Here is a 26,456-nt window from a genome sequence, read left to right on the forward strand (position 1 = left end):
AGGGCCGGGTGAATCTCTCCGGCGTGGTACAGCCCAAGCGGGAGGAAAAGCATGGAAAAGAAAAAGGATAGCCTCTACGCGAGTACGCTTGCCCGGGGCCTTCAGATACTTCGGGCATTCGACGAATCACATGTCGCATTGTCGCTCACCGACTTGGTGGAGCGCACCGGGCTGGAGAAAAGCGCAGTGCAGCGGATGGCACACACGCTGCATGTCGAGGGGATGCTGGACCGCGATCCGAAATCGCGTCTGTACCGCCCAAGCCAGGCGTGGCTCGAGCTGGCCTATGCTTATTACTGGTCCGACCCTCTGATTGCCCGCGCCCTGCCCAAGCTGATCGAATTCAGCCGGGCCTGGGGCGAGACGGTGAACCTCGCGCAGATCTCGGGCGACCATATCATCTACTCGTTGCGGCTGCCCAACCAGCGAACGCATTTCGCGGCGAGTGTCGTGGGGCGGCGTGTGCCCGCGCTGAACACGGCCTCCGGGCGGGTGATGCTATCGACCCGAAGCAATGAGGACATCGATCAAGCCTGCGCCCGCTGGCCTCTGGTTCAGGCGACGCGGAAGACGCTCATGAACCGAAGTGAAATCGCAAGAAGCATAAAGTCGACCCGCGAAGACGGATACTGCATCACGCGGGATCAGATGTTGCTCAATGAAATCAGTCTCGCCGCACCTGTGAGAGGCACAGATGGCCAAGCCCATGCAGCGGTGCAGATCTCCATCTCCGGCATTGCGTACAATGAAAAGCAGGTACTTGAGAAATTTCTGCCGAACTTGCTTGACACGGCGGCCGCAATTCTCGGCTGAACGGCTTACGGGTGGTGGCAGGTGCCAAGCTGTGTTTCCGAGGATTTGATACCCTTGGCGCCGAAGCGCTGGCAGCAGCCGCAATGATCAACCCAGCCAAGCAAATTTTTCCCGCGATCGCCGTCGCCCCAACCGGAAAATCTGACAACGCAACCACCGGTTCCTGCGCTCTTGCGGCCGTTCGCGAAGTGCGTAGCGAACGACCGCTCTCCGCCCTACGACGCCGTTACCATAATGAACGTTATGCAAAAATTACCAGGCGTCTGATCAGCATGTCGCACGGCACTATTGGCATACTCGATAAATCTCGAGACAAATTTCATCGCCCGTTCGCTAATGAATTGTTTTTTGGTATGTTTAGATGGAACAAGTATCAACGATACGAAGAATTTTTCTTCGTTCTACCGAGGTTCCGATTGCCCAAAAAATCGTACGGTTAGCCCAATAATACTTCCGGCAAACGGCAAGATAATGAAAATCCGGACCACATGAAACGCTGTTACAACTGCTAGCCCGTCTTGCAGGATTTTCGCAGTCAGCGCCATTTCAGTGACACTACCTGGTGCCGTGGATAACAACATCACCTGCCAAGTCTCTCCTGTAATCCACGCGAGCGCCACGCCCATTCCGACGCATAGGACAATCAACAGCAATGATGCTAGAATTGCACCCGGAATGAAACCGCGTGCGCCTCGCAGAAGATCCCGGTCGAAAACCGCCCCCAGCCAAACACCCAAGAAGATCTGGGCCAATACCAGAATGGGATAGGGATACGCTGTAATCGGAAAACCGAAGGCTGCGGCCATAGCTGCCCCACCCAGCGACCCTACGAAGAAAGGATTGGCAAGGCGTACTGCTCTGGCAAGAAACGCTCCAGCCAGACCTGCCACTGCCAGGAGAGTCGCGCCCGAGGCGGTCCAGCTCATTTGGCTCAAGGCTGCGACTGGGTCCTTTATAGTCCCGTCTATTGCAACAATCGCTGGTGGAATTAGGACCACCAAAAGCATGATCCGGAGGGTCTGCGCAAAAACGACGGGACCGGGGCGCACACCGTACCTCTCCGCCAGATTGGCACTTTCCACCGGGCCCATCGGTATAGACGCAAGCACGGCCGTGACCACGTCGGTTTTACTAACCCGCATCAGGAACATCGCGACTACGAACCCCAAGCCAATGGTCGCAATCGCGGTGCCGAACATTGGAACCAACAAGGAACCCATCGCGGCCACCGCATCCGGCGTGAAAGACAAGCCAACCGATGTCGCCACCAGGATCTGCCCGATCTGACGCGTTTGGCCCGGAACCGGCAATGGCCGCTCAGCCAGCCGGACACAGGAGGCAAAGACCATCGCCCCGATCATCCAAGGCAGCGGAAAGCGAATCCAATGCGCGAAGATTCCGAATAGAAGCGCGCCAGAGTACACCATGAACAGTTGAACGCATCGGTTCAAGTACGGGCGCGATCTTATCTTATTGAGCATTTGGAAATCGTGACAACATTTCAGGTGATTGGGGGTGTCATCTGTCTTCAGTCATCAGGACGCACCAGTTCCCAAGCTTCGTTTACGGTCGTGTAGTCGCGATATCCCATCCGCGCTATCGGACGGGCTTTCAAAGTGTCGAAACGGCCATTGCGGATGAACTCATCGCGGATATGGGTACGGACCACCTCGCCAATGACCATGTAACGATCGATCAGTTTCCCGGTTCGATCTTCCAACTGCAGGGTCTGGATCGTAACGCATTCAAAGGCTGCGGGGCTTTCCGCCACGAAAGGCGTCGCAATCTCAACCGGATAGCCCTTTTCGAGACCCGCTGCATCGAACTCGCTCGTCCCGTACGGCAAACTCTCTGAGGAAATGTTCATCGCCTGCGCCAGATCTTCTGTCGCCAAGGAAAATGTAAACTCGCCACGGTCCCTTGCATTGACAAAGCTGTGCTTGGCGCCATCGCTCGCAAAGTAAACCTGCTCGGGATAGGCGCCCAGACCGTTGAAAAAGGAATAGGGCGCCAGATTAGCGCGACCGCTGCCATCCAGCGTGCCGATCCACCCGATGGGTCGAGGTGTGATAATCGCCTTGAACGGGTTGAAATCAAGGCAATCTGGCCGCGTGGAGCCATAGTTCATAGTTAAATCTCCATCGGTCGCTCTGTACAAAGAAACGGTCCTTCTGCGGTTATTTCGAAATCACTTCCGCAGGTGTCACACGGCAGGCGACTCCGTCGCGGCCTGGATCAGCCATGCCGTCTATCCGCCCGTCCGCAACGCTGATCGCGTGGACCCAGCCAATCGTATGACCATAAGGATTTCGGATGACATCCCGGCCATCGCCCTCCAGTACCTTAGTCACAGATCGTGGGATCCTGTTGGAAACATCGATTGCATTTCCGGTCGATGAAAAACGCGGAGCGGAGACGGCCTCGGAAACCGACATGCCGAAATCTACGCTGTTCAAGATTGTCTGAAGAACACCCATTACGATTTGTGTCCCGCCGGGCGCGCCCAAGATCATTGCCGGGTCCTCGCCATCGAACATTATAGTGGGACACATCGCGCTGAAACGCGATTTGCCGGGAGCAATGGATCCGGTTCGGCCCGGGCGCGGGTCAAACACGCCCATGCATCCATTATACATAAAGCCCAACCCTGGCGTGATTACGCCGGAGGGCATCCCGAGCGAATGTGTCATGGACACGCAGTTACCCTCGTCGTCTGTCACCGAGATATGAGTCGTGTCGCGTGGCACCACATCCGTTGCCTGCAGGCGTTGCACCGTCGCTCGTTCGCCACGATTTATCTCGGCGGCGAGGTCTGCGGCGTAGTCCTTGTCCGTTAGGCGGTCGAGCGGCACGTGCACAAATCGCGGGTCGCCCACAAAGCGGTCCTTGTCAATCGTTGCGCGTTTCATCGCTTCAGACACCAGAGCGAGATAGGCCGGGCTGTTGTGTCCCATATCCGCTAGGTCGAAATTCTCAAGAATGTTCAACATCTCCAGCAGCATCACACCGCCACCCGGTGGCGGGTTCGTCACAATTCTTCGCCCGCGATAGCTGCCTTCAAGTGGAGCGCGCCAATCGGGTGCGCAACCGGCCAGATCAGCCGCGACCAGCAAGCCATCGTTGGCCCGCATATCCGTAAGGATCTGTTCCGCGATCTTGCCCCTATAGAACGTGTCTGCACCTTCGCTCGCGATCGTGCGCAGCGTCTTGGCAAGATCCGGATTGCGGATCTCTGCGCCGGTCGCCTTGGGCTGCCCATCCTCCCGGCAATAAAGCGCGCGACCCGCCGCACTGAAGGCCAGTCTCTCGGCGGTAGCGGCACGCCCCATGCCGGATCCTTCGGCAAAGAAGGTCTGCATGGCAGGGCGTACAAAATATCCTTCTTCTGCCCATTCGATGGCCGGCGCCAGCACGGTTTCCCACGGCAGTTTTCCATACTTGGCATGACACTCTGCATGGGCCCGCAATGCTGGAGGTGCGCAGATGGACTGATAGCCAATGTCATTAATTTGGCCCTTCAAAACGAAACCGAAACCGTCACGGGTTTCGCCCTCGACCAGATCAGCCCACATGTCTGCATGTGCGAAAAGCGGCGCGCGGGCGTGGAAATCGAGGTATTCCGTCTTTCCGGTTTCGGACCGGTAAACGGCCATGCTACCAAAGCCCGCAATGCCGCACATCAAAGGATCGACCACGCCTTGCGCAAAGGCGCAGGCTACGGCGGCATCGATGGCATTTCCCCCCATCCGAAGAATATCCGCGCCCGTCTCGGCGGCCTCAGGCTGCGGGCAGACAATCATCGCATCCCGTGTCATGTGGTAATGTCTCCATTGTCGAATCCGCTAAGGGCAGCCGCAACAGGCAGGCGCGTCAGATGTCTTGGACGCCCCCAATCCTGCGCGAATGCCACACAGTTTGCGATGTCGCTTTTCAGTATGTAACCCTTCTCGCAAAGTGCCTCCGCAGCATCACGGATTGCCTCCTCGTAGGCAGCGGAATCCCCAAAGCGCGACAGGATGGACGCGCGGGGGTCGCCGGTCTGGGCCCGTTCTTCGTCGGTATCCGGCAACGGAATGTAGCTGCCGGTGATCCCGACCATCGCGCCATGACCCATGTCTCGGCGGCGCAAACTCCACCCGGTATAGGTGCCTAATGGCGCTGCGGCCATAGGCGCGCGCAGCCCGCCAAGGTCATTTCCATCTTCATCCACGGCAGGTACCAAAACGGCGTATCCCTGCTCCGAAACAATGCGCGCAGGGGCACTGATGGCGCCCGTTTCGGCAAAATCGGGACCAAAGTCGAGTTGCTCCAACCTGCTTGGTCCCTGCGGCAGAGCCACGCCCGGTATAGCGGGAAAGACCGCACGCCAATCTTCTGCCGATACCAGGTTCCCATCTGCCCGCTTCGGGTACACGCTCGGCGGCGGCGCGACACCATCGGTTGCCCAAGTATCAAGCCGGTCGAGCACAGCGCGGAAAAAGTAATGTGTTGCCACCACGTTGCACATGGTCTGACCGAGCCCGGCACTGGGCGAAGTCATCAACGGATCCGCGAAGTGCTGAGAACTGGCCCAAAGGTAGATCCGCACGCCGTCGGGTTGCTGCAGATCTTCGCCACGCGTGTCGGTATGCACCAAAGACGCACGCCGATGCCAGTATTCACAGGAAGTATCGGTATGGATCACAAGCGGGTCGGTCTCGGGCCGCTTCAGAATGGCGTCCTCGGCGCCCGTCAGGTGATCCTTGCTGTGGGCATACGAGAAAGGGAAGCTGTCTACGGGCGAATAGTGGTTCTCGTGCTCCTGACCGGGCAGCAGCGTGATATTTGCAAAACGATGGTTCATCCACATCTTGCCGCCGCCCGCCACGTGCGGCATAACGCCATCGAAAACCCGGTTTCCCTGGCCGTCATCGTTGAAACCCAGATAGACGAAATCCCGTATGCATCGCCCTGTCTGCGAGCGCCCCCATGCATAAGCTTTTTCATATGGAAGGAGCGCAAGCGCCGGCTGCCCGTCCACCTTGGCATCGCCCTTTTTCAGAAAGCTTATGAACTGCTGCACTGCGACGTGTCCAAGACCCAGCACCAGCGGGTCGCGGGCCTCGTATACCAGTTCGTAAATCCAGCCGGGTTCAAAACCATCGTGCAGATAGATGTTGCTGTCCGATGGGATCAGAGCGGTGTCCGTTTTTTTGCTGTCGACACTTCCACCGCGCTCCAGCCGCGCGAATGCCCACGCGTCCGGCGAAATCTCCTCCCTCTGCGCATTGGCGTAGGCGCGCCGGCTCAAGGTCGCGCGCGTCGTATCCAGCGAAACGGCCGGATAGCTTCGCGTGGACGCCAGCGTACTGAGCGGCATCTCATGCCGTCCGTGCTCCGACGCGATGAATTCTGTGCAGATCGTCCCAGTGATCGGCGCGCCCTCATCCGTGGCCACCGGAACGTCCAGTAACAGGCGACCGTCACCGGGCAGCAAATCGCCCTGCCATCCCATCCAGACGACCGTATAACCCCGGTTCATCAGGTACCCATCGCCGGCATGGATTTCTTCCAACGGGTCATTACTGCCCGTGGCGATATTGAAAAACTGCAACGCCCGCTTGTCGCCTCTGTTGCCATAATCATAAAAAATTCGGCCGTTGCCCCTGTCAGGATCCACCGGGCGCAGAATGCAAAAGTCCGCTGCAAACCTGACCCGTCCGGTCTCGTCCCGAGGGGCCAGTTCGATATCTGTCACATCCCGAACGCCGGGCGCCGCAGGATCGACACGGAAGACCACCCTCCCCTTCAGACGCTCGTAAGCACCTGTTTCACCAAAACTCTTACCAGCGGCAAAGGCGCGGCGATCGGTGACCCGATAGTCGATCAAACTGGCGGACATTCTTCTTCTTTCGAGTTGTTTGGAAAGTGGCAGCGAAAGTTGTGTTCGGCATCCGCGTCAGTTCGACAGGGGACTTGTTCCGCGCAAAGGGCGCGCGCCTTCTGGCACCGGGGATGGAAGGTGCAGCCGCTTGGCGGATTGACCGGGCTCGGGAACTCGGCCTCCAATCCCATTTCGGGCAGGCGCACACCGGCTCTCGGCGGTAGCACAGCCTTTAGCAAGGCGTCGGAATAAGGATGCCGCGCCGCCTCGAAGATATCGCGGCTCTGTCCACGCTCGACGATCTGGCCAAGATACATGACCGCAACGTCATCTGCGAGGTGGTGGACGACGGCAAGGTTGTGGCTGATCAGGATCATCGTCAGATTCAACTGTCGCTTGAGATTGTGAAGCAGATTCAAGATCTGCGATTGCACCGAGACGTCCAGAGCCGAGGTAGGCTCGTCGCAAATCAGGATCTCAGGCTCGCCGATCAACGCGCGCGCTATGGCCACGCGCTGTCGCTGTCCACCCGATAGCTGGCTGGGATAGGCCTCCACGAGGTGCCGCGGCAAACCGACCTCACCGGCCAACTCTCGAACCTTCGCCTGAAGCGAGCGTCCGCCCTCGCCGCGCACGCGCATCGGCGCGGCTATGATCGCTTCCACGGTCATCCGAGGATTGAGCGATGAATACGGATCCTGGAATACAGGCTGGATCAGGCGGGCGCGTTCGATCCGGTCGTAATTTTGGATCGGTTTACCACCGACCAGAACCTCACCGCTCGATGGCTCCTCTACACCCAGCAAGATCTTGGCGAGCGTACTTTTCCCGCAGCCGGATTCCCCCACCAAACCAAGGGTCTTACCGCGTTCAACACCCAGATCGACGCCCCGCAGGGCACGCAATGTCTGTTTGCGCGTGAACCCGCTGCCCACGCTGTAGTCGCGGGTAACACCTCGCATCGTCAGAACTTCGGGCATCACAGGCTCCCGGTGTTGGTTGCGCTTTGGGGAGACGTTTCATCTGGCAGGATCCAGACATCCGGGTCGCGCGCACTGCCATCCGTGGGCAGAATGCACCGCATGAGCCGCCCATCGCCAGCGTCTCGCATAGCGATCGGTCCCTCGCGGCATGCGCTGGTCGCATAGGGACAGCGATCCACAAAACCGCAGGCTGTGCGCTCGCCCACCTGCCGCGGTACGATCCCGGGAATATACCCGAGCGCCTCGCCCTGTTTTGTCTCACCGGGCACGGGGATCGAACGCACGAGCCCTTCGGTATAAGGATGCAGGGGCTGGGCCAGCACCTGGTCGCAGGTGCCGACCTCCACAACTTCGCCGCCATACATCACGACGATCCGGTCAGCCATGCCAGCCACGACGCCAAGGTCGTGGGTGATCAGCAAAAGGCCAATGTTCGTCTCGCGCTGAATATCCCGCAATAGCCGCAGGATCTGCGCCTGGATTGTTACGTCCAAGGCGGTCGTCGGTTCGTCCGCGATGATAAGCTCGGGCTCGCACAACAGCGCCATCGCAATCATGACCCGCTGGCGCAACCCGCCCGACAACTGGTGCGGATATTGCTTCAACCGCTCTTCCGGCGCGGGAATGCCCACCTTGCCCAGAAGGTCCAGCGACCGCGCCATGGCGCCGGATCGCGAAATTCTGCGGTGCTGCTGCAGGATCTCGCACATCTGGTCTCCGATGCGATAACAGGGATCCAATGCCGTCATCGGGTCCTGAAAGATCATGGCAATCCGGTCACCGCGCAGCTGCCGCCAGCGCTTTGAACTGGCTTCGGCGAGCGCCTCCGAGTTCAGGCGCAAAGCGTCGGATTGCACCTTTGCCTGACGCGGCAGAAGACCCATGATCGCCAAGGCCGTCAGGCTCTTGCCGCAGCCCGATTCTCCGACCACGGCAACCGTCTCGCCACGCCCGACATCGATGCTTACGTCTCGGACCGGTCTCAAGGTCGATCCCGGGACCGGGATCTGCACATTGAGCCCTCGGACACTCAGAATTCGCGTACCATCGGTCATGTCAGGCCTTTCCTTCTGGCGTTGTAACGTCGCGCAGCGCATCACCGACAAGGTTGATCGCGAAGATCAGAAAAACCAGGGCGGCGCCCGGGATCGCGATCATCCAGGGGCGGAACAGCAGCTGCGCCTTCGCCTCTGCCACCATCAGCCCCCACGATACGTCAGGCGGTTGCACACCCAACCCTAGGAAGGACAGCGCGGCTTCCAATAGAATGGCGTGTGCGATTTCGATGGAGGTCACCACCACCAACGGGCCCGTGATATTCGGCAGTATTTCCCGGAAAAGGATCCGCGGCGTTGAACTGCCGATTGCACGCGCGGATGTAATATACTCACGCTGCGCCAGTTGCTGCGTCGCGCTACGAACGACGATCGCGAAACGATCCCACAGCAACAGGCCGATCACGAGGATCAGCAGCCAGAGCGAACTGCCGATCAGGGCCACCACGACGAGCGCCACAAGAACCACCGGCAGTGTAAGCCGCACCGTGATGAAAAAGTTGATGAACATGTCGGGCCATCCGCCCCAATACCCGGCGGTGATGCCCATCGCTGTTCCGATCGTACCCGAGATGATTACCGTCAGAAGACCGAGCCCGAGTGAGATCCGCGCGCCGTACAAAAGCCGCGCAAAGTAGTCCCGGCCAAGATTGTCGGTCCCCAGAGGATGCTCCCAACTGCCGGTCTCTGCCCAAACGGGAGGCACGAAGCCTTCTGACAGGCTTTGAACCGAAGGATCGTAGGGCGTCAGCAGCGGCGCAAAGATCGCCATCAGGACGATCACGAAAATGATTGTGCCGCCGACCCAGAAGCCGCCGTGGCGCATGGCGCGGCGCAACGCGACCCGGCCAGGGGACATCGACACAGGGGACGCGTCTTGCGTGGAGGTGGTCAAATCAGTCATGAGATCCGGATCCGCGGGTCAAGGGCCGCATTGAGAAGGTCGGCAAGAAGGGTGAGCACGGCATAAGCCGCCGCGATGACCAAGAGGATCGCCTGGATCACCTCGATATCGGCGCGCTGAATGGACTCCCACGCGAGGTGTCCGATCCCTTTGAGAGAAAAAATCGTTTCGATCACGATCGATCCGCCCAGCATGAAACCTAGCTGCACGGCAGCCAATGAAACGACGGGAATGATCGCGTGGCGCAGACCATGCCGTACGACCACGCGCCAGGGTGAAAGGCCATATGCCCGCGCGGTACGCACGTGATCCGACTGCATCACGTCCAGCATGCCCGAACGCGTAAGGCGCATGATCGCCGGGGTGGCATAGTAGCCCAGCGCTACTGAGGGCATGATGAAATGCCACCAAGTCTCGCTGCCCGAGATTGGTAGCACGCGCAGGTAGACACCAAAGAGGTACATTAAGCCCAAAGCGAACAGGAACGACGGCAGCGCCTGCCCTGCCACCGCCAACCAGAGCGAAAACCGGTCAATAACTGTGTTGGGTCGCAAAGCAGCGAGAACCCCCAGCGGGATCGACAAGGCCAGTGCGAATGCCAAAGCGCAGACGCCCAGCGTGGCCGTTACCGGCACGTGCCGGGCCAGAACGTCGGTCACATCAGCACGCAGATAGGTTGAACGGCCAAGGTCACCTGTCAGGACGCGGCCCGCCCAATCCAAGTACTGGACATAAAGCGGCCGATCAAAACCATAGGTCGCCCGAACAGCCTCGATATCTGCTTGACTGGCCCCCTCGCCGGCCATCGCCGCCGCCGGATCACCGGAAAGGTGTACAAGAAGAAAAGCGATCACCGAAGTCACGGCGATGACGAGGATCGTCATCAAGAGCCGCTTGGATAAATAAACGAGCATAGGGTCTCCTGGCGAAACACGTGGAGGACAGTAAGCCCCCCACATGCATTCTTGCTGGATCGGGTTGGGTTACTTCCACTTGGCCAAGTAGAAGTGCGCCATCTCATCCGGCGTTACCGGATAGTCCAGATCCTTGTTGAAGGCGTAGGTCCGGCCGTACATGAACAGCGGGATGTAGTAGGCCTGATCCGCGATCTTGTTCAGAGCTTTGGAATACAGTTCCTCGCGCTCTTGCTGATCGGTGGTACGGTCTGCCTCATCAAGCCAGGCCTTGACCTCTTCATCACGCGCGTAGTCGTCCGGGCTGCCCGTGAAGTAGTAGCTGGTCGAAGCGGAAACATCGAGAATCCCGTTCGAGCCAAAGGTCAGATGTCCGATCTGCACTTCGTCATCGACAATCTTCGGACGCAGCGCACGCCATTGCAGGAACTGAAGATCGGTCTCGATACCTACTGCGCGCAGATCGTTAAGGACCGCCTCGCTATATGCGCGGTCACGATACGCATGGAACGGGACACTGAAGCCATCGGGATAGCCGGCCTCCGCCAACATAGCTTTGGCTTTTTCCGGATCGTAGGGGTATTGCTTCACGTCCGTTTCGCAACCGAACTGGACCGGCGCACACATGGATTTCTGAACCTCGGCACCGTCGCCTACCAGATTTTCGGCTATCGCTTCGCGGTTGATGGCATGGGCGATTGCCTGGCGAACCTTCAGTTCAGTCATCGGCGTATCGCCCGTCCGGCCCGCTGCATCCAGGGACAGGAAGGACATCCGCATCGTCGGCGCGGATACAACGGTCAAGTTGCCCATGGATGACAGCATTTCCGCGTTCTCGGGCGGAACGCCCCAGATCCAGTCGACACCGCCGGTCACGACCTCGGCAATCTGGGTTTCAGGGTCCTTGATCGTCTTGTAGACAAGGGTCCCGATTGACGGTTTGCCCTTGGGGCTGTCCTCGAAATAGTCGGGGTTGGCTTCCAAGGTCAGGGACTCGCCCGCCACGTACTCCGCCAGCTTGTAGGGGCCGGTGCAGACTGGTTGCACAGCCCCCCAGTCGCGCCGGTCCTCGCCATCGGCTCCCGGCACGACAGGCGCATCCTCATAGTGGCCGGACGGGTAGATCGGCGAGGTACCCGTCAGGTATTGCAACGCCGCCGGTGTCGGTCGCTTGGCGTTGATGCGAACTGTGTAGGTGTCCACCGCCTCGACATTGTTGATCCAATCCACCAGGACGCGGATCTTCATATCGCTGTCGGGATCGGCCACGTGATTCAGGGTATAGGCCACGTCTTCCGCATCAAAGTCGGTGCCATCGTGGAATTTGACATCTTCACGCAACTCCAGCTCAAGCGTGGTATCGTCGGTCCATTCCCAACTGGTTGCCAGCAAGGCCTGGAATTCATTGGTGATCGGGTCGCGGTGCAACAAGCCGTCACACATCGCGTAGGCATTGATCAGCGCCTCGCGCTGGTTGCCGTAGTAGATGTCCGCCGTGTCCATTTCCGTGGACGTGGACCAGACGAACGTGTCGTTTTCCTTGCCAGCCTGTGCCGATGCGGCAGTGATCGCTAAGATCCCACTCGCTAATATGGTTCTCGAAAGTAGCATAACTTGGTATTCCTCCTTGTTGGTGATGTTGTTGTTTGCCTATTCGGTCCCGCGCCACGGAAGTTCGAACCAGGTGGCGTCATCAGCGCCACGTAGGATCGTAATCTCGGGCGGGCGCCCATAAGGCAACTGCACATAGTGGTCGGCATCCGCTGCCGCGACGGAGACGCGAATTCGGCTGCCGCGGGCAAAGCGCCAAGCGGTCGGCAACAATGCGAACCTGAGCTCTGCGGGTTCGCCAGGCACCAGGGGCGAGCTGTTTTTGCGACTGTAATCGCGATACGGCCATGTCCAGTTCTGATCCGCTGGCGCAGGAATTGTCTTGCGGTGCAGGGCGCGTAACACACCTTCTGTGACGTATCGCAGGCTGCCATCCGCTTCCAGCTCGGACAGGTAGACGTGCAGTACCGCGTCGGCCTCGCTGGACTTTATCGACAGATTCACGACCGGATGTCCGGCAATTTCGGACGCGGATCTCAGCGGTGGCGACGTCCATGAAAGCAGACCGCTCTCCTTCTCGGACCAGTCAGTGTAGTAATCCGTGATCGGCTGCGCCGACAAACGCTCGTGGCGCGTCCCGGAACCGGTTCCCCGCGTGAAATCGGCGCGAAAGCTGTCCTCGCCTTGGGCACCCGGCTCGAAGGACAAAGCGCTCTCCCGGTCGGGATAAAGACGGCGGGTCTCGGACAGCGGGGGCCATTGCCGAGCCGTGCGCCATTCTTCGGCGTGCAGCGCGAAGTAGTGGATGGGCGCTTCTTCCTGAAGCTGCGTTTCAAGCCCCATCAGGTAGTGGTCGAAGAAACGCAAGACCGCGCCCATCATGGGAAACTCACTGCTCACTTCTTCGCGCCAAGGCGATACGTTGCTGCGTGCGCCATGATCCCAAGGCCCCAGCAGCACATGCTGGTTAGGATTCGGCAGGGACAGGAACCGCGCGATGGAGCCGTTGGCGAAGCCCGCGCCATCGAACCAGCCTGAGACGGACAGGACTGCGACATCAGATGAAATCTTGTCGGCATAGTGATACGGGCTAAACGAATGACTGCCGAAATCGGGATCATATGGCAGGCGATCATCGGTGAATCTGAACTCGGTGATGAAATCAGGCATGTGGAAATTGCCCAGATGCTCCTTCACTGCCGCGCGTTTCAGCGCTCCGTCAGGGTCTTCGTCCACGGGCTGCGGACCAGCAAAATCTGGGTTATTGAAGTACGAGAACGCCTCCAGCACATCGGGACGATCGTGGTCCAGCCCGACCATGATAGCATCATATGTCGTAGCGAGTTGATTCAGCAGCACACCACCCGGATAAAAATGATCCGCGTACGTGTTCCAGACTGCGAAGAGCGGCGCGATGGCCTTGACCGCGGGATGCCCGGTACTTGCAAGGAAACACGCGGCCGCCCCGAGGTACGAGATGCCGGTGGAACCGATTGTCCCGTCCGACCAATCCTGATCGACAATCCAGTCCGCGATCGTGTAAAAGTCCTCCCGCTCCTTCGGCGAGCGAAAGCTGTCCCGGGTTCCGAAACTCGCCCCGGTGCCACGGACATCCACGACCACCAACGCGTATCCGCGCGGCACAAAGAAGTCACGGTAAAGAGCAATATTCGGGCTGCGCTCTGTCGCCGCGCTGTATCCATCCCGAAGTGAAAACCGACGGTAATAGGGTGTCAGGATCAAGATCGCAGGAAAGTCGCTGGAACTCGGCGCGTCCGCTTGTGGCAGGTAGGTATCGACGGCCAGCCGGCACCCGTCCTTCATCTCGACATATTGCGACTGGGGCTGTTCAGGCAGCGTGTACGTTGCCGGACGCTGTTCCAGGTATTGCGACGGCGTTGTAACCCAAGCCGCACTATTGCCGTCGAAGTCTGACATCAGCCACCCTATTCCCGCGCCAGCTTCCCGCCGACATTTTCTGCTTTGCACGAACCTGCCGCAGGCCTATCATATAAGTCAAATGCGGTTTTTGTACTTATACATGCTAAAAACGCATGAATTTTGAGGTCGACGTAATGAACCACAAAAGTCTTCTGGCCTTCCGCGCCTTCATGGAGGGCGGGTCGGTAAACGACGCGGCCGAGCGGCTGCATCGGACCCAACCACAGGTCAGCAGGCTTCTGTCCATGTTGGAGGACGAGGTCGGCTTTACTCTTTTTGTGCGCAAGGGTCGGCGCCTCAATCCAACTCGCGAAGCCCGCGAACTCTACTCACAGGTCGAACGTGCTTTGTCTTCACTTGACGAAGTCGAGAACGAGGCACGGCGCATCAAGGCCCATCAACGCAGCCATGTGCGTATCCTGACTGCGCCGCACGTGACCAATGCCCTCGTCGCCGAAGCCATTGCGACCATCACAGAAGAAGACCCCCAGTTCACCGCCACTATTGACAGCCGGACGCGCATCGACATCGACATCTGGCTTGGCCGCGAGCAATTCGACGTCGGGATTTCGGTGCTGCCACTGGATGACAGCTCCATAGACATTGAACCGATGGCATCAGTAGATGCCGTCGCTGTGATGCACGAAGATCATCCTTTGGCCACGCAAGACGAGGTATCGCTTGAAGACTTGATTGACGAACCCTTGGTCATCAACAGCCCTCGTACAGTGATGCGCCAGCGAATTGACGCACTGTTTCGAAGGAAGGGAGCAACTCCCAACATCCGGCTTGAAACACCCAATGGGGTCGTGGCCTGCGAACTTGCGGCACGAGGATTGGGGGTTTCCGTTTCCGATGGGTTTGTCGCGCGGTCCAGTATCAGACCGAACATGGTCATCCGCCCTTTCGTACCAAAGCTGACGCTGGAATACGTGATTTTCTTCCCCCGTTGGCGAACCAGAACTCCCGCGATCAACCGGTTGGCTGAACTGATCCTTCTCTCTGCGAAACACGTCAATGACGGCGCGCAGCCCTAAGCCTTCCCGGCAAGACAAACCACGCCGTCGAGGCATCCAAAACTCAAGCAATAGAAAGACCCAACATGACCTCTCAAGCCGTAGATCCGGCCCTTCGACCTGTTGTCGATATCGCCCTCGCAAATGAAACCAGCTGGCCACGGAGCATGTACCACGCGGACTGCACGTATGCGGGAAGTGCGGAATGGAACGAGTCCGGTCCCTGGGCCGAAGTCGTCGGTCCAGTGACAGAGCGCGGCGGTCCTGCCGGCGTTATCCTGCATCGCGGCGAACGTGTCGCGGAATGGGGTGACACAGATCGGCCTGACATGACGTTTTCGATCGCTAAGAGCTACCTGTCTGTCCTCGCCGGCATCGCCGTGAAGGACGGGCTCATCACGGACTTGGACGAACCCGTCAGCGTCACCGTTGAGGGGCCACATTTTTCCAGCGATCACAACCGAGGGATAACCTGGCGCCACATGCTGCAGATGAACAGCGAATGGCGCGGAGAGCTCTTCGGCAAGGACGACCAGATCGACCATTTCCGCCAAATTGGGGTAGGCGCGGACAATAGTCGGAAAGGGCAACTGCGCCAGGTTGGCCGCCCCGGAACTTACTACGAATACAACGACGTGCGGGTGAATGCCCTCGCCTATGCCTTGCTGTGTCGGTTCCGCCGTCCCCTGCCGGATATCCTGCGCGAACGGATAATGGACCCGATCGGCGCGTCGAACGGCTGGCGCTGGGACGGGTACTCCACATCCTGGGTAGAGATTGACGGACAGAAAGTGCAATCTGTCACCGGCGGCGGCCATTGGGGCGGCGGTCTGGTCATCAGTGCCGATGATCACGCACGCTTTGGACTGTTCATCAGTCAGAACGGTCGCTGGGACGACCGTCAGATCCTGCCCGAAGACTGGATGGCGCAGTCCGTTTCCCCGACACCTACACTCGACAAGTACGGTTTCCTGTGGTGGCTGAACCGCGGGGGTGACGCCAACCCCAATTTGCCATCCAGCGCCTTCAGTGCTCTGGGAGCGGGCGGGCATTGCATCTGGATCGATCCGGAGGATGACGTTGTCGCCGTGATGCGCTGGCTTGCACCAACCAAGACACAGAGCTTCCTCGAGGCTCTGGTGGCTGTAATTCAAAAATAGGACTTTAACGTCTGGTGGGCCCCCTTGACTGCGCTCAGAGGGCAGACTGAATTTAATGGGAAGGAAGCCATTTTTTGGCTTCCTGCTGATTGGTTCCTGCCGACTGGATCTCGCCGGACTACACGACCGGTTCGCGCGACAAGTCCGAAAGTTAACCGGATACCAAGCATTAGATCAGCGACCACCTCCTTCAGTGCGTCTCCTCTGTCTCAAAGCCCTTGAGTTTGGAATTGGTCACCTCACGTGCTTTGTCGCCCATCAGGGGTTTCTTCCCGGCCTCAAGAAATTCCTACGGCTGGTTCGACAAAAAACACCGTTTGCAAGGTGCCTGGCATCACCCCCCCCCTCAATCCGCCCATTCCATTTGAACGGGCTGCCCCAAAAAAGTTTGCGAAATTCGCAGGCCTTGCCAAGCGATGCCCTGCCAGAAGTCCGATTCCAGCGTTCTTGGTCCGTTTACTTCACAAATGCCTTCGCCATCATGCAAAGCAACTCAAATATGACAGATGCTCCGAGGAAGGCGGTATTACCCGAAGGATCGAACGGAGGTGATACTTCAACCACATCTGCACCCACGATCCGTACTCCGTTTAATTGGCGAACCACTTCGAGCGCTTGAAAGCTGTTCGGCCCGCCAACTTCGGGAGTACCGGTGCCAGGAGCGAACGCCGGGTCAACAAAGTCAATATCGTAAGAGATATAGGTGTCACCCACACCCGCGATCTCGCGAGCCTCACGCATGACATCAGTCACACCACGATCATGAAATTCTTCGATAGGAATAACTCGGATCCCGGCTCTCTTGGCAAAATCGCGGTCTTCATTGTCATAGGTGGTGCCGCGAATTCCGATCATGCAAACGCGGGCCGGGTCCAACAGACCCTCCTCTACGGCACGGCGAAAAGGGGTGCCATGCGTGTATTTCGTGCCGCCAAAGTAACCGTTGAAAAGATCCGTGTGGCTGTCGAAATGGATCATGCCCACCGGCGACTGTTTCGCGACTGCCCGCAGGATTGGAAGCGAAGACAAGTGATCGCCGCCCGCCGTCAGCGGCACAATGCCGGCGGCGACAACCTTGCGGTAAAAGCCTGTGATCCGCTCCATGGTGTCCAGGATGTCGGTGGGGTTGGGCGGCACGTCGCCCAGATCGGCGCAGCGGGCCATTTCGAAGGGGCGAACACCCGTTATCCCGTTTTGCGCGCGGATCATCGTGGATAGGTCGCGCAGCTGGCGCGGCCCGTGCCGAGGGCCGGGACGGTTAGTGGTGCCGCTGTCCCAGGGCACGCCGATCAGGCCAATCTGCACCTCCCTGAGCTTGGCGTCATCGACGCCCACATGCGGCAGGCGCATGAAGGTGGGAATACCTGCGAAGCGAGGCAGGTCGAAACCCGAAACGGGTTGGTAGTCCAGATCGCTCATGGCGGTCCCCTTCAGTCTTTCTTAGCGGAGTGGCGTTCAGGGCGTATCCTTACCGCCCTGCTGGCGCATTAGGCGCATGATCTCTTTTTCAAGCTCGGAGTATCCGTCGAGATCAAGCACCTCTTCCTTGCTCTCATATCGCCGGCCCTTTTTGAATTCCGGCGTGATGATCTTGTGCACGCGGCCCGGGTGGCTCGACATGAATACGATCTTGTCACCGAGAAAGATGGCCTCTTCGATGTCATGGGTCACCATGACGGTGGTGGTGTTGGCCGCCTCGGCGATGCCGACGAGCAATTCCTGCATATGCCAGCGGGTTTCGGCGTCCAGTGCGCCGAAGGGTTCGTCCATCAGCAACAGCGCCGGATCGTTGGCGAGGGTGCGCGCGATGGCGACGCGCTGTTTCATGCCACCCGAAAGTTGCGACGGGTAAGCATCCTCGAACCCGCCAAGATGCACAAGATCAATGAATTTCTGTGCTCGTGCCTTGCGCTCCTCGACCGGAACGCTGTTGATGCGCATTCCGTATTCCACGTTGCCGCGCACGCTCAGCCAATCGAAGGAGGTATAGGCTTGAAACACCATCCCGCGTTCGCGGTCCGGACCGAATATTTCCGTGCCGTCCAGCTTCAAAACGCCTGTGGAGGGCCGCTCCAGTCCGGCGATCATCCGCAGAACCGTCGACTTGCCGCAGCCCGAAGGGCCGAGGATGATGCAAATCTCGTTCTGCTCCACCGTGAAGGATGCCTCTTCGATCGCCAGGATCTCGCGCCCGCCGCCTAGGGGAAAGCGCTTGGAAATGCCCTCGATACGCAACTTGGCAGCAGGGCCGCTTTCGGCGGTGCCGGGCGATTTCAATTTCAGATCGGCCACGTCAATGCCCCCTGTGATAGAGATATGGGAAAAGCCAGCGATGCAGCTTGCGGAACAAGATGTCGAAGCTGAGCCCCAACACGCCGATCACCACGATGCCCGCCATGATCTCATCGGTGTGCAGGAACCGGCGGGCGCGCATCATCATCGCGCCGATACCGGTGGTGGAGGCCACGATCTCGGCGATGACCAGGTAGGTCCATGTCACGGCTAGCATCTGGCGCATGGCGATCAGGATATTGGGCATGACCGCCGGGAAGATGATCGTGCGCACGATGGTCAAGCGATTGCCGCCCAGTGTCAGACCGGTTTCGACAAGTTCGGCCCGCACCTGCCGCGTGTGATCCATGATCAGCGTGATCAGGAAGAAGACCACCCCGATCACTAGAAGCGCGATCTTGGGGGTTTCTCCGGTGCCGAACCACATCAACAGGATCGGAATGAAAGACGGCGCGGGCAGATAGCGCCAAGCCGAGACGAACGGGTTGAACACCGCTTCGATGGAAGGAAACGCACCCATCGCAACCCCCAGCGGAACAGCAACTGCGCAGGCGATGCCGAAGCTGAAAACCACGCGCCAGACGCTGATCAGGATGTCGGAAAGAAGATCGCGGTTGATTAACATATCCACCAGCGTCGTCAGCACCGTGTGGGGGGCGGGCACCAGAAGATCGTTCACCAATCCGGCCAAAGACACCCCCTCCCAGATCGCGAAGAACAGGGTCCAAATGAAGATGGCCGAGATCAGGGACTGGCTCTGAGAAACCGGTTCGCGCAATGCCAGCCAGCGCTTGCGCGGAGCGGCCTGTGAGGTGCGGGGCATGAGATAAGCCTGTGCTGTCTGGTGTGGGTCCTGTCGGAGGCCGGCGCGTGACCGCCCCCCGATTGAGATGTTGAGAGCGTTACTCTTTTGCCTCGATGGACTGGCGATAACCCGCCTCGACCAGATCGCCCATGAGCGAACAGTCGACGCCCTTGGATGCGTCCTGCACCTCTGACATCAGCCCGATCCGCACCCAGTACTCGTTGATCGTGGTAATCACATCCTCGATCGAGCCATTCCCGATGTTAAAGGGCGGCTCTCCGTCCAGAACGCCGCAAAGTTGCGCGGATTCGTCGAAGTCGTACATGTAAATCCCGCCTTCGAGATACTTGCCGTTTGTACCGATCACCGATTCTACATCGGCCAGCGGCCAACGCAGGAAATCCGACATAATCTGGTTGCCTTCTTCGGTGTTTTCGTTCCACCAACCAACGGCGTCGTAGCGCGCTTTCAGCATGTCGAGCGCAACCTGGCGGCGGTTTTTGATGAAATCACCGTTCATGTAGATCACATCGGTGAAGATGCCCGTTTCCAGCATCCAGTCCTCGCCGGTGTCGACTGCCGAGGTGGAGCCGGGCAAATTTTCCATGACTCTGGTAATCCACGGCTCGTAGAGATAGGCCGCCGCCAGATCGCCCGACAGCATGGGGCCTACCGCCTCGTCTGCCAGAAGATTGACCCATTCGACCGAGTCGAATGGCACATCAGCATTGTCGAGCCACACACCCATCTGCAACTGGCCGATATAAGCTTGCGGCGCACCGATGCTCTTACCTTGAATATTCTCGACCGTCACACCTGGGGCCAGGATGATGTGATCGACACCGTAGGACGGGTTCGCGAAGCCCACGTTCACTACACCTGTGCCGCGTTCGATTGCCAGCGGTGTATAATCGCCGGTGCATTCGTAGATGTCTATCTGGCCCGCCGCTAGCGCCGCATGTCCGCCCAGCGGGTCGTCGAAGATGACCGAATTGATTTCGTACTCTTCGGCCAGCCCCTTTTGCTTGGCCAGTTCCAGCATAGCATAGCCCGGCCAAGACACGCACAGGCCGACATTCACCTGTTCCGCTGCCGCTCCCCCGGCTGTGGCGGCCGCCATGGCCATCCATGCGACCCAAGTCGCCTTCATTCGTCCAAGCATTTCAATCTCCCAGTCTATCGTTTAATTTTTAGTTGACTAAGAATTTATAGTAACTAAAAATAATTTCTGTCCAGAGTTTTTTTAACGCCTGCCGCGCCGGTTTCCTAAAACAGAACCAACAGCGTCAGAATCGAGGGAGGCGCAGCGCGCGTGGGACTGAGGAAGCAGCAGAAATTGGATCGTTCGATGCGCATTCTTGAAAGCGCGCGAACACGTTTTCAGAACGAAGGCTACGACGCGGTCACCATTGAAAGCATCGCCACCGATGCCGGCGTGTCCGCCGTGACCGTCTACAATTATTACGGAACCAAGGCGAACCTGCTTCTGGAACTCGTCCGCGAAAGCGACGTGCGCCTGATCGACCAACTGCGTGGCCTCACCGGCGATTTGCCGAACAGTATGGTCGACGCTGTGGCGCGGTTCGGCTCGATCATGCGCCATCACGCGATGAATTATCTGGCCAAGCCGACCTGGCGCGAGGTCGTGGCGGCCAGCATCCTGCAGGGCGGAAAGCAGTTCGGCGTCACCTATCGGAGTCTCGACAATGCGCTGACCGACATCATGACCGAACTGGTGGAAGCCTATCAGGCGCGCGGCACGCTCAACCGTGACCTCGACGCGCGCGCCTTTGCCGAGATGTTGTTCGAGATGCAGAATATCCGGTTTTTCCTCTTCATCTCGGATGACAACCAGGATGAAGAAGGCGCCGACCGGCAGTTTCGCCGCGATCTGTCGGTCATATTTGCCGAAAAAACACCCCGCAAGGCGAAGGAAAATACTGCATGACGCAACACGGATACGAAACTGGTCGCCTAGACCTGCCTTTCGTCGGCATTTCCACCTTTGGCAAGAACCCCTATGTGCAGGATTGGGATGCCATCGACGCCGATGTGGCCATTCTGGGCGCGCCCTTTGATTTCGGCACGCAATGGCGCGCGGGTGCGCGATTTGGACCGCGCGGTATCCGCGAGGCCTCGACCCTGTTCTCCTTCGGTCATGGCGGCGCCTATGACCACGAGGATGATGTGACCTATCTGCCCGCGGACAAGGTGCGCGTCGTCGATATCGGAGACGCGGATATCGTGCATACCGACACCGAGACAAGCCATGCCAATATCGAACTCGGCGTGCGCAAGATCCTAGCCGCCGGCGCGCTGCCCGTCACGTTGGGGGGCGATCATTCGGTCAACATCCCCTGCATCAACGCCTTTGACGATCAGGAGCCGATTCACGTGGTGCAGATCGATGCGCATCTGGATTTCGTGGACGAACGGCACGGCGTCCGCTTCGGCCATGGCAACCCGATGCGCCGCGCGGCGGAAAAGGATTATGTGACCGGGCTGACTCAGCTTGGTATCCGCAACGTCTCGTCCACCGCGAAGGACGGCTATGACGCGTCGCGGGAGATGGGATCCGATATACTGTCGGTCCGCCAAGTCCGCGCGAAGGGCGTGTCCGCGGTGCTAGAGCGCATTCCGCAGGGCGCGCGTTATTACGTGACGCTGGACATAGACGGGTTCGATCCGTCCATCGCGCCGGGCACTGGCACGCCCAGCCATGGCGGCTTTTTCTACTACGAGGTTCTCGAACTTCTGGACGGGCTGACCAAAAGGGGTGACATCGTAGGCATAGACCTGGTCGAGGTGGCGCCGGATTACGACCACACCGGCACCACCTCGATCCTCGCCGCGCAGGTGCTGATGAACACGATCGGCCGGATAATGCACAACCGAAAGGCTGGATAATGGGAAAGGTTTCTTATGATTTCTCGGGCAAATCCGTCCTGATTACCGGGGCCAGCCGGGGCATCGGGCTGGGCGTGGCGCGTGGCTTTGCCCGGGCGGGCGCCGACCTGAGAATCCTTGCCGATGACGCGGGGGTGTTCGAGGCGGCGGACAGACTTTCTTCAGAGACTGGGAATGCCGTCACCCCTATCCGCTGCGACATCACCGACACGGCCCAGATCGACGCGGCCCTAGACGGGATCGCGTCGCTCGATGTGCTGATCAACAATGCCGGGCTGGAGCGCACCACCCCACTGGAAGATCCCAACCAAGTGGTCGAAGACACCTTCCGCCGCATCATCGACATCAACGTGATGGGCACCTACCTGGTGACCCGCCGCGCGCTACGCCGGATGGACAAGGGTGGGCGCATTATCCTGACTGCCTCGATCTGGGCCCGCACGGCGGTGGCGGAATTTTCGGCCTATTGCGCTTCGAAACACGCCAATCTGGGCTTCATGCGCTCTATTGCGCATGAACTGGGCCCGCGCGGCATCAACGTGAATGCCGTCTGCCCCGGCTGGGTCAAGACCGAGGCCGCCGTGCTGACGCTGGAGCGCATGGTCCAAAGCAGCGGCCGGTCGGAGCAGGAAGTGATGCAGGAAATCATCGACGGCCAGGTGCTGGACGGGTTGCTGGAGCCGGATGACATGGCGGCGATCTATCTTTTCCTCGCCTCGGACGGCGCGTGCGACATCACCGGGCAGGCCTATCATCTCGACCGGGGCGAGGTGATGGCATGAACGGTCTGGACCGGCAAACCGTGATCATCACCGGCGCCGGGCGCGGCATCGGCGCAGCTTGCGCCCTGGCGTTCGGCGCGGCCGGAGCCGAGGTGATCTGCGCCGATCTGAATGATCCCGCGGACACCGTGCGCGCCATCCAGGATGCGGGAGGTCAGGCCAAGACCGTCCAGTGCGACGTCTCGGACGAAGGCTCCGTACTGTCCCTGTTCGAAGAGGCCGCGAAAGCCGGGCCGCTGAACGCGGCGGTCAACTGCGCGGGCATCATCGACGAGCGCCCGCTGCTGAAGACCTCCGCCGCCGATTTCGACCGCATGATTGCCGTGAACCTGCGCGGGTCGTTCCTCGTGGGGCGCGAGGCCTTGCGCGCGATGCAGGGGCGGAAAGGCCGGCTGATCATGGTGGCATCGGACCTTGCCTATTACGGTCGCGAGACCTTCTCGCCCTATGTCGCATCCAAGCACGGCGTGCTCGGCCTTGTCCGCTCCTGGGCTAAGGAGTTCGCGCCCGAGATTCTCGTAAACGCGCTCTGCCCCGGTCCCATCGACACCGCGATGCTCGCGGCTGAGCACATGTCGCCGGAATGGCGCGAGAAAGAGCTGTCGATTCCGCTGGCCCGGTTCGGTCAACCCGAGGAAATCGCCCAGATGGCCCTGTTCCTGGCGGGGCCCAACGCAAATTACATCACCGGCCAGGGGATCGGTGTGAACGGTGGGAGTATTATGCCATGATCGCTAATCCAGTACCCTGGCCCAACGGCGCCAAGTGCGCGGCCTGCGTCACCTTCGACATGGATGCCGACAGCCTTGTACATATCAGCCATCCCAAGGATAGCCATCGAAAGGCGGCCACAACCTCGATGCTGCAATACGGCCCCGAAGTGGCCATTCCGCGGATCGTCGAGACATACAAGCGGCTGGGCATTCGCCAGTCCTTCTTCATCCCTGCGTGGTGCGTTGAGCGGTATCCGCAGGCCGTCGAGACCATCTTGGAGGGCGGCAACGAAATCGGCCATCACGGCTATATTCACGAGCATCCCAATGAATTGACGCCCGATGAGGAAGCCCATTGGCTGGACGTGGGGATAGACATTCTCAAACGCGCTACCGGTCAGGCGCCGCGCGGCTGGCGGGCGCCGCTCTACAACATGTCGGACGTGTCTTGCACCCTGTTGGCCGAGCGCGGATTTTCTTATGATTCCTCGCTGATGGGCGACGATCAGCCCTATATGCTGGACACGCCCAAGGGCAGCGTGGTGGAACTGCCGACGCATTGGGGACTGGATGACTGGCCGCAGTTCGTGCAGTCCGAAGACCTAGGATATATGGGCAATATCATGGCCCCAACCATAGGGTTCGAACCCTACATTCAGGAATTCAACGCGATCCGAAAATATGGCGGGCTATGGGTGGCAGTTGTGCATCCCTTTGCCACTGGACGATTGGCCCGGTGGGAGGTGGTAGCGGACTTTCTCGAAAAGGAGGTCGATGCAGGAGACGTCTGGTTCGCCCCGATGGAAGAGATCGCCGCCCATTTGCGTAAAGTCATCGAGTCCGGTGAATATGTGCCGCGCCACGTCTCCGTGCCGGCGTATTCGGAACCCGTCTACGAAGCCGCTGTTCGGAAGTATTCACTCTAAGGGCAAATTTGGAGAAACACTGCTTGAGAAAATTCACCCCACTACTCGCACACTATTGCAAATCCAACCAGTTCAGCACTTAAAAAACTTGGCCAGCGACTAGGTGCGTCTCTGCCAAATGTTCTGTTTGCAGCGAACGACAGATTGACAGTCGAACACGTAACTGACGAATTTTTCGCGTTCACGTGAGCAGAAGTCTTTATCTTCCCTAAGAAAGCTTGCGCGGAGCTGGACACAAGAGCCTGCCTCGCAAGTGCATAGGTGCAAGCAGTCGTTCGCTGCACTTTGGACAGATGACCGCTCAGCGGACGAAGCGGACCTCGGCTGTAGGTGTACCAATGTCCGCTTTGCCGAACTCTCCAGGAACAAGGCGTTTTTGAGGGGCTATTGGGCCTCGAGTATTTTGAGGTCGAGATCCATCGTTGCAGTCATCCCCGAGACTTCAAACCGGCGCGTAACCACGCCTCCGAGAGAGGCTTTCACGACGCTGTCACACATCTGTGTGCCGAAACCTTCTTTCTGCGTGGCATGTGGGTCGAGACAGCATTGCTCCCGCCAGTCAATTCGAAACCTTTCGCCGTTTCGGCGTGCCGCGACCAGAAGACCGCCACCACCCTGGGAAAGAGCGCCATATTTCGCTGCATTGGTGCAGAGCTCATAGAAGACGAGCGCAATCGGCGTAACCGCATCTGGAGCGATATGCATATCTTCGACATCGAGCTCGTAGAGATGATCGCCGGCGAACGGTTCGACGACTGAGATGATGAGATTACGCAATGAGGTGCTGCCAGCGGATTTTCCACTCGGATCAGTGACGGCCAGCCTGTGAGCATCTGAGAGCGCGCTCAAGCGCTCCCGCATCAAGCTTGCAAGTTCACTGGCTGTCTCCGCCTGTCGAGCATTGACTGAAATGAGGCTTCCGGCAACCGCAAAGCAGTTGCCGACCCGATGGCGCATCTCCGTAAGGAGAAGGTTCTGCCGTTCGGCCGCGTCAACCAGATGAGTAATATCGCGGGCGATCTTCGAGGCACCAATGATCTCACCGTTCGAGTTTTTTACCGGCGAAATGGTCAAAGAGATGGGTACGAGTTTCCCGTCCTTGCGCCGACGGAGCGTTTCGAAGTGTTTGATGCGCTCACCGCGGCGAAGCCGCGAGATGATGTCAACTTCCTCGTGCTGCCGGTCCTCGGGTATGAGCATTAGGATCGGTTGCCCGACGGCCTCTGATGCGGCGTAGCCAAACAGGCGCTCGGCGCCAGGATTCCACGTTTGTATGATACCATCGAGATTTTTGGTGATGATCGCATCGTCGGAACTCTCGACAATTGCAGCAAGATAGTCGTTCAGATTGCTCGAGAGGTCGGCCTGTGAAGGTCCATCGGTATCAGAAGCGTGCACGTTCACTTGGAATGTCCTCCAAAAAATTCGACGTACACTACGCCACATCGAGCCGCGGCGCTATGGAATTCGTAGGCTGGATCACCCGACATCAGCCAGTCGCCGCAGAGAAACCGAACGGTCGCTTCGGGCCGATACCGTTGAAAGACTCTTTGCTGCGTCTGCAAATTTCGGAAATGTGGGAAACTATTTGCCAACGAGCTGATTGCCTCTCTTGATGATGCTGGAATTTGAGTAATTCGGAAAATTGTTCTGCCAAATTTGGCCCCGACGCGCTGTATGAGAGTTTTTCAACACAATCGGCCGGTAGCGAACTCATACCAGACATAAGGCGAGCGTCAGCTGTGCGGGACAAAGCTGCCTTTGGGCCGAAGTCCGCTCCGAAATGAGTTGTTGTTTTCTTCACCTTTGTCCTCTAGGTGGGTCGGAACGC

The 26,456-nt window shown here is 58.9% G+C and carries 24 protein-coding genes; 9 read left to right on the forward strand and 15 right to left on the reverse strand.

Translation table 11 applies throughout. The annotated features are described in order from the left end of the window. Window positions 1-51: 51 nt before the first annotated feature. Window positions 52-813: an IclR family transcriptional regulator gene (locus tag PVV74_RS06775; protein WP_274592674.1), complete on the forward strand. Its 762-nt coding sequence runs from the start codon at window positions 52-54 to the stop codon at window positions 811-813. A 14-nt stretch (window positions 814-827) separates the two neighbouring features. Further along, window positions 828-1,253, forward strand: a complete 426-nt coding sequence (locus PVV74_RS06780) for a hypothetical protein (protein WP_274592675.1) — start codon at window positions 828-830, stop codon at window positions 1,251-1,253. On the opposite strand, the gene PVV74_RS06785 is transcribed toward PVV74_RS06780, so the two are convergent. From PVV74_RS06785 to PVV74_RS06830, 10 genes are all read right to left on the reverse strand, one after another. Next, on the reverse strand, window positions 1,215-2,294 hold the full coding sequence (locus PVV74_RS06785) for an AbrB family transcriptional regulator (RefSeq protein WP_274592676.1): 1,080 nt from the start codon (window positions 2,292-2,294) through the stop codon (window positions 1,215-1,217). The two genes, PVV74_RS06780 and PVV74_RS06785, sit on opposite strands and share 39 nt — an antisense overlap. Before the next feature lie 47 nt (window positions 2,295-2,341). Next, window positions 2,342-2,941 (reverse strand): flavin reductase family protein, encoded by a 600-nt coding sequence (locus tag PVV74_RS06790; protein WP_274592677.1) that lies wholly within the window; start codon window positions 2,939-2,941, stop codon window positions 2,342-2,344. Between the two features lie 49 nt (window positions 2,942-2,990). Further along, window positions 2,991-4,628 (reverse strand): gamma-glutamyltransferase, encoded by a 1,638-nt coding sequence (gene ggt, locus PVV74_RS06795; protein ID WP_274592678.1) that lies wholly within the window; start codon window positions 4,626-4,628, stop codon window positions 2,991-2,993. Beyond that, the gene (locus tag PVV74_RS06800) at window positions 4,625-6,694 is read right to left on the reverse strand and encodes an alpha/beta hydrolase domain-containing protein (protein ID WP_274592679.1); all 2,070 of its coding nucleotides are present in this window, start codon (window positions 6,692-6,694) and stop codon (window positions 4,625-4,627) included. The genes ggt and PVV74_RS06800 overlap by 4 nt, the downstream gene beginning before the upstream one ends. Continuing rightward, window positions 6,679-7,656, reverse strand: a complete 978-nt coding sequence (locus PVV74_RS06805; protein ID WP_274592680.1) for an oligopeptide/dipeptide ABC transporter ATP-binding protein — start codon at window positions 7,654-7,656, stop codon at window positions 6,679-6,681. Before PVV74_RS06805 ends, PVV74_RS06800 begins: the two co-directional genes overlap by 16 nt. Further along, entirely contained in the window at window positions 7,656-8,714 is a 1,059-nt protein-coding gene (locus PVV74_RS06810; protein WP_274592681.1) for an ABC transporter ATP-binding protein, read from the reverse strand. The genes PVV74_RS06805 and PVV74_RS06810 overlap by 1 nt, the downstream gene beginning before the upstream one ends. Window position 8,715: 1 nt before the next feature. Continuing rightward, complete coding sequence (locus PVV74_RS06815; RefSeq protein WP_274592717.1) at window positions 8,716-9,573, reverse strand: ABC transporter permease; 858 nt, start codon at window positions 9,571-9,573, stop codon at window positions 8,716-8,718. Between the two features lie 41 nt (window positions 9,574-9,614). Continuing rightward, on the reverse strand, window positions 9,615-10,577 hold the full coding sequence (locus PVV74_RS06820) for an ABC transporter permease (protein WP_338020419.1): 963 nt from the start codon (window positions 10,575-10,577) through the stop codon (window positions 9,615-9,617). 24 nt (window positions 10,578-10,601) lie between these two features. Further along, window positions 10,602-12,035, reverse strand: coding sequence for an ABC transporter substrate-binding protein (locus tag PVV74_RS06825; RefSeq protein WP_274592683.1), 1,434 nt, complete (start codon window positions 12,033-12,035; stop codon window positions 10,602-10,604). 147 nt (window positions 12,036-12,182) lie between these two features. Further along, window positions 12,183-14,021: a CocE/NonD family hydrolase gene (locus PVV74_RS06830; protein ID WP_274592684.1), complete on the reverse strand. Its 1,839-nt coding sequence runs from the start codon at window positions 14,019-14,021 to the stop codon at window positions 12,183-12,185. Window positions 14,022-14,158: 137 nt separating this feature from the next. On the opposite strand from PVV74_RS06830, the gene PVV74_RS06835 reads away from it, so the two are divergent. Continuing rightward, a complete protein-coding gene (locus PVV74_RS06835; RefSeq protein WP_274592685.1) occupies window positions 14,159-15,061 on the forward strand; it encodes a LysR family transcriptional regulator in 903 nt (300 codons plus the stop codon). Window positions 15,062-15,126: 65 nt separating this feature from the next. Continuing rightward, complete coding sequence (locus PVV74_RS06840) at window positions 15,127-16,200, forward strand: serine hydrolase domain-containing protein (RefSeq protein ID WP_274592686.1); 1,074 nt, start codon at window positions 15,127-15,129, stop codon at window positions 16,198-16,200. Between the two features lie 456 nt (window positions 16,201-16,656). On the opposite strand, the gene speB (PVV74_RS06845) is transcribed toward PVV74_RS06840, so the two are convergent. From speB (PVV74_RS06845) to PVV74_RS06860, 4 genes are all read right to left on the reverse strand, one after another. Next, window positions 16,657-17,619 carry an agmatinase gene (gene speB / locus PVV74_RS06845; RefSeq protein WP_274592687.1) on the reverse strand — a complete coding sequence of 321 codons (963 nt, stop codon included), beginning with the start codon at window positions 17,617-17,619 and terminating at the stop codon, window positions 16,657-16,659. Between the two features lie 36 nt (window positions 17,620-17,655). Continuing rightward, complete coding sequence (locus tag PVV74_RS06850; RefSeq protein WP_274592688.1) at window positions 17,656-18,492, reverse strand: ABC transporter ATP-binding protein; 837 nt, start codon at window positions 18,490-18,492, stop codon at window positions 17,656-17,658. A gap of 1 nt (window position 18,493) precedes the next feature. Then, window positions 18,494-19,315: an ABC transporter permease gene (locus PVV74_RS06855; RefSeq protein ID WP_152477387.1), complete on the reverse strand. Its 822-nt coding sequence runs from the start codon at window positions 19,313-19,315 to the stop codon at window positions 18,494-18,496. A gap of 79 nt (window positions 19,316-19,394) precedes the next feature. After that, complete coding sequence (locus PVV74_RS06860) at window positions 19,395-20,459, reverse strand: ABC transporter substrate-binding protein (protein ID WP_274592689.1); 1,065 nt, start codon at window positions 20,457-20,459, stop codon at window positions 19,395-19,397. Window positions 20,460-20,645: 186 nt separating this feature from the next. Here PVV74_RS06860 and PVV74_RS06865 point away from each other — a divergent pair, with 186 nt between their 5' ends. From PVV74_RS06865 to PVV74_RS06885, 5 genes are read left to right on the forward strand one after another with little or no spacing between them, the layout of a single operon-like run. Further along, a complete protein-coding gene (locus tag PVV74_RS06865; RefSeq protein WP_274592690.1) occupies window positions 20,646-21,245 on the forward strand; it encodes a TetR/AcrR family transcriptional regulator in 600 nt (199 codons plus the stop codon). Continuing rightward, window positions 21,242-22,204 carry an agmatinase gene (gene speB, locus PVV74_RS06870; RefSeq protein WP_274592691.1) on the forward strand — a complete coding sequence of 321 codons (963 nt, stop codon included), beginning with the start codon at window positions 21,242-21,244 and terminating at the stop codon, window positions 22,202-22,204. Before PVV74_RS06865 ends, speB (PVV74_RS06870) begins: the two co-directional genes overlap by 4 nt. Then, on the forward strand, window positions 22,204-22,986 hold the full coding sequence (locus PVV74_RS06875) for an SDR family NAD(P)-dependent oxidoreductase (RefSeq protein ID WP_274592692.1): 783 nt from the start codon (window positions 22,204-22,206) through the stop codon (window positions 22,984-22,986). Before speB (PVV74_RS06870) ends, PVV74_RS06875 begins: the two co-directional genes overlap by 1 nt. Then, window positions 22,983-23,717: an SDR family NAD(P)-dependent oxidoreductase gene (locus PVV74_RS06880; protein WP_274592693.1), complete on the forward strand. Its 735-nt coding sequence runs from the start codon at window positions 22,983-22,985 to the stop codon at window positions 23,715-23,717. The genes PVV74_RS06875 and PVV74_RS06880 overlap by 4 nt, the downstream gene beginning before the upstream one ends. Continuing rightward, window positions 23,714-24,625 (forward strand): polysaccharide deacetylase family protein, encoded by a 912-nt coding sequence (locus PVV74_RS06885; protein WP_274592694.1) that lies wholly within the window; start codon window positions 23,714-23,716, stop codon window positions 24,623-24,625. The genes PVV74_RS06880 and PVV74_RS06885 overlap by 4 nt, the downstream gene beginning before the upstream one ends. A 384-nt stretch (window positions 24,626-25,009) precedes the next feature. On the opposite strand, the gene PVV74_RS06890 is transcribed toward PVV74_RS06885, so the two are convergent. Then, window positions 25,010-26,029, reverse strand: coding sequence for a PAS domain S-box protein (locus PVV74_RS06890; RefSeq protein WP_274592695.1), 1,020 nt, complete (start codon window positions 26,027-26,029; stop codon window positions 25,010-25,012). Window positions 26,030-26,456 lie beyond the last annotated feature (427 nt).

The organism is Roseovarius sp. SK2 (genome assembly GCF_028807495.1).
Taxonomy (GTDB): domain Bacteria; phylum Pseudomonadota; class Alphaproteobacteria; order Rhodobacterales; family Rhodobacteraceae; genus Roseovarius; species Roseovarius confluentis.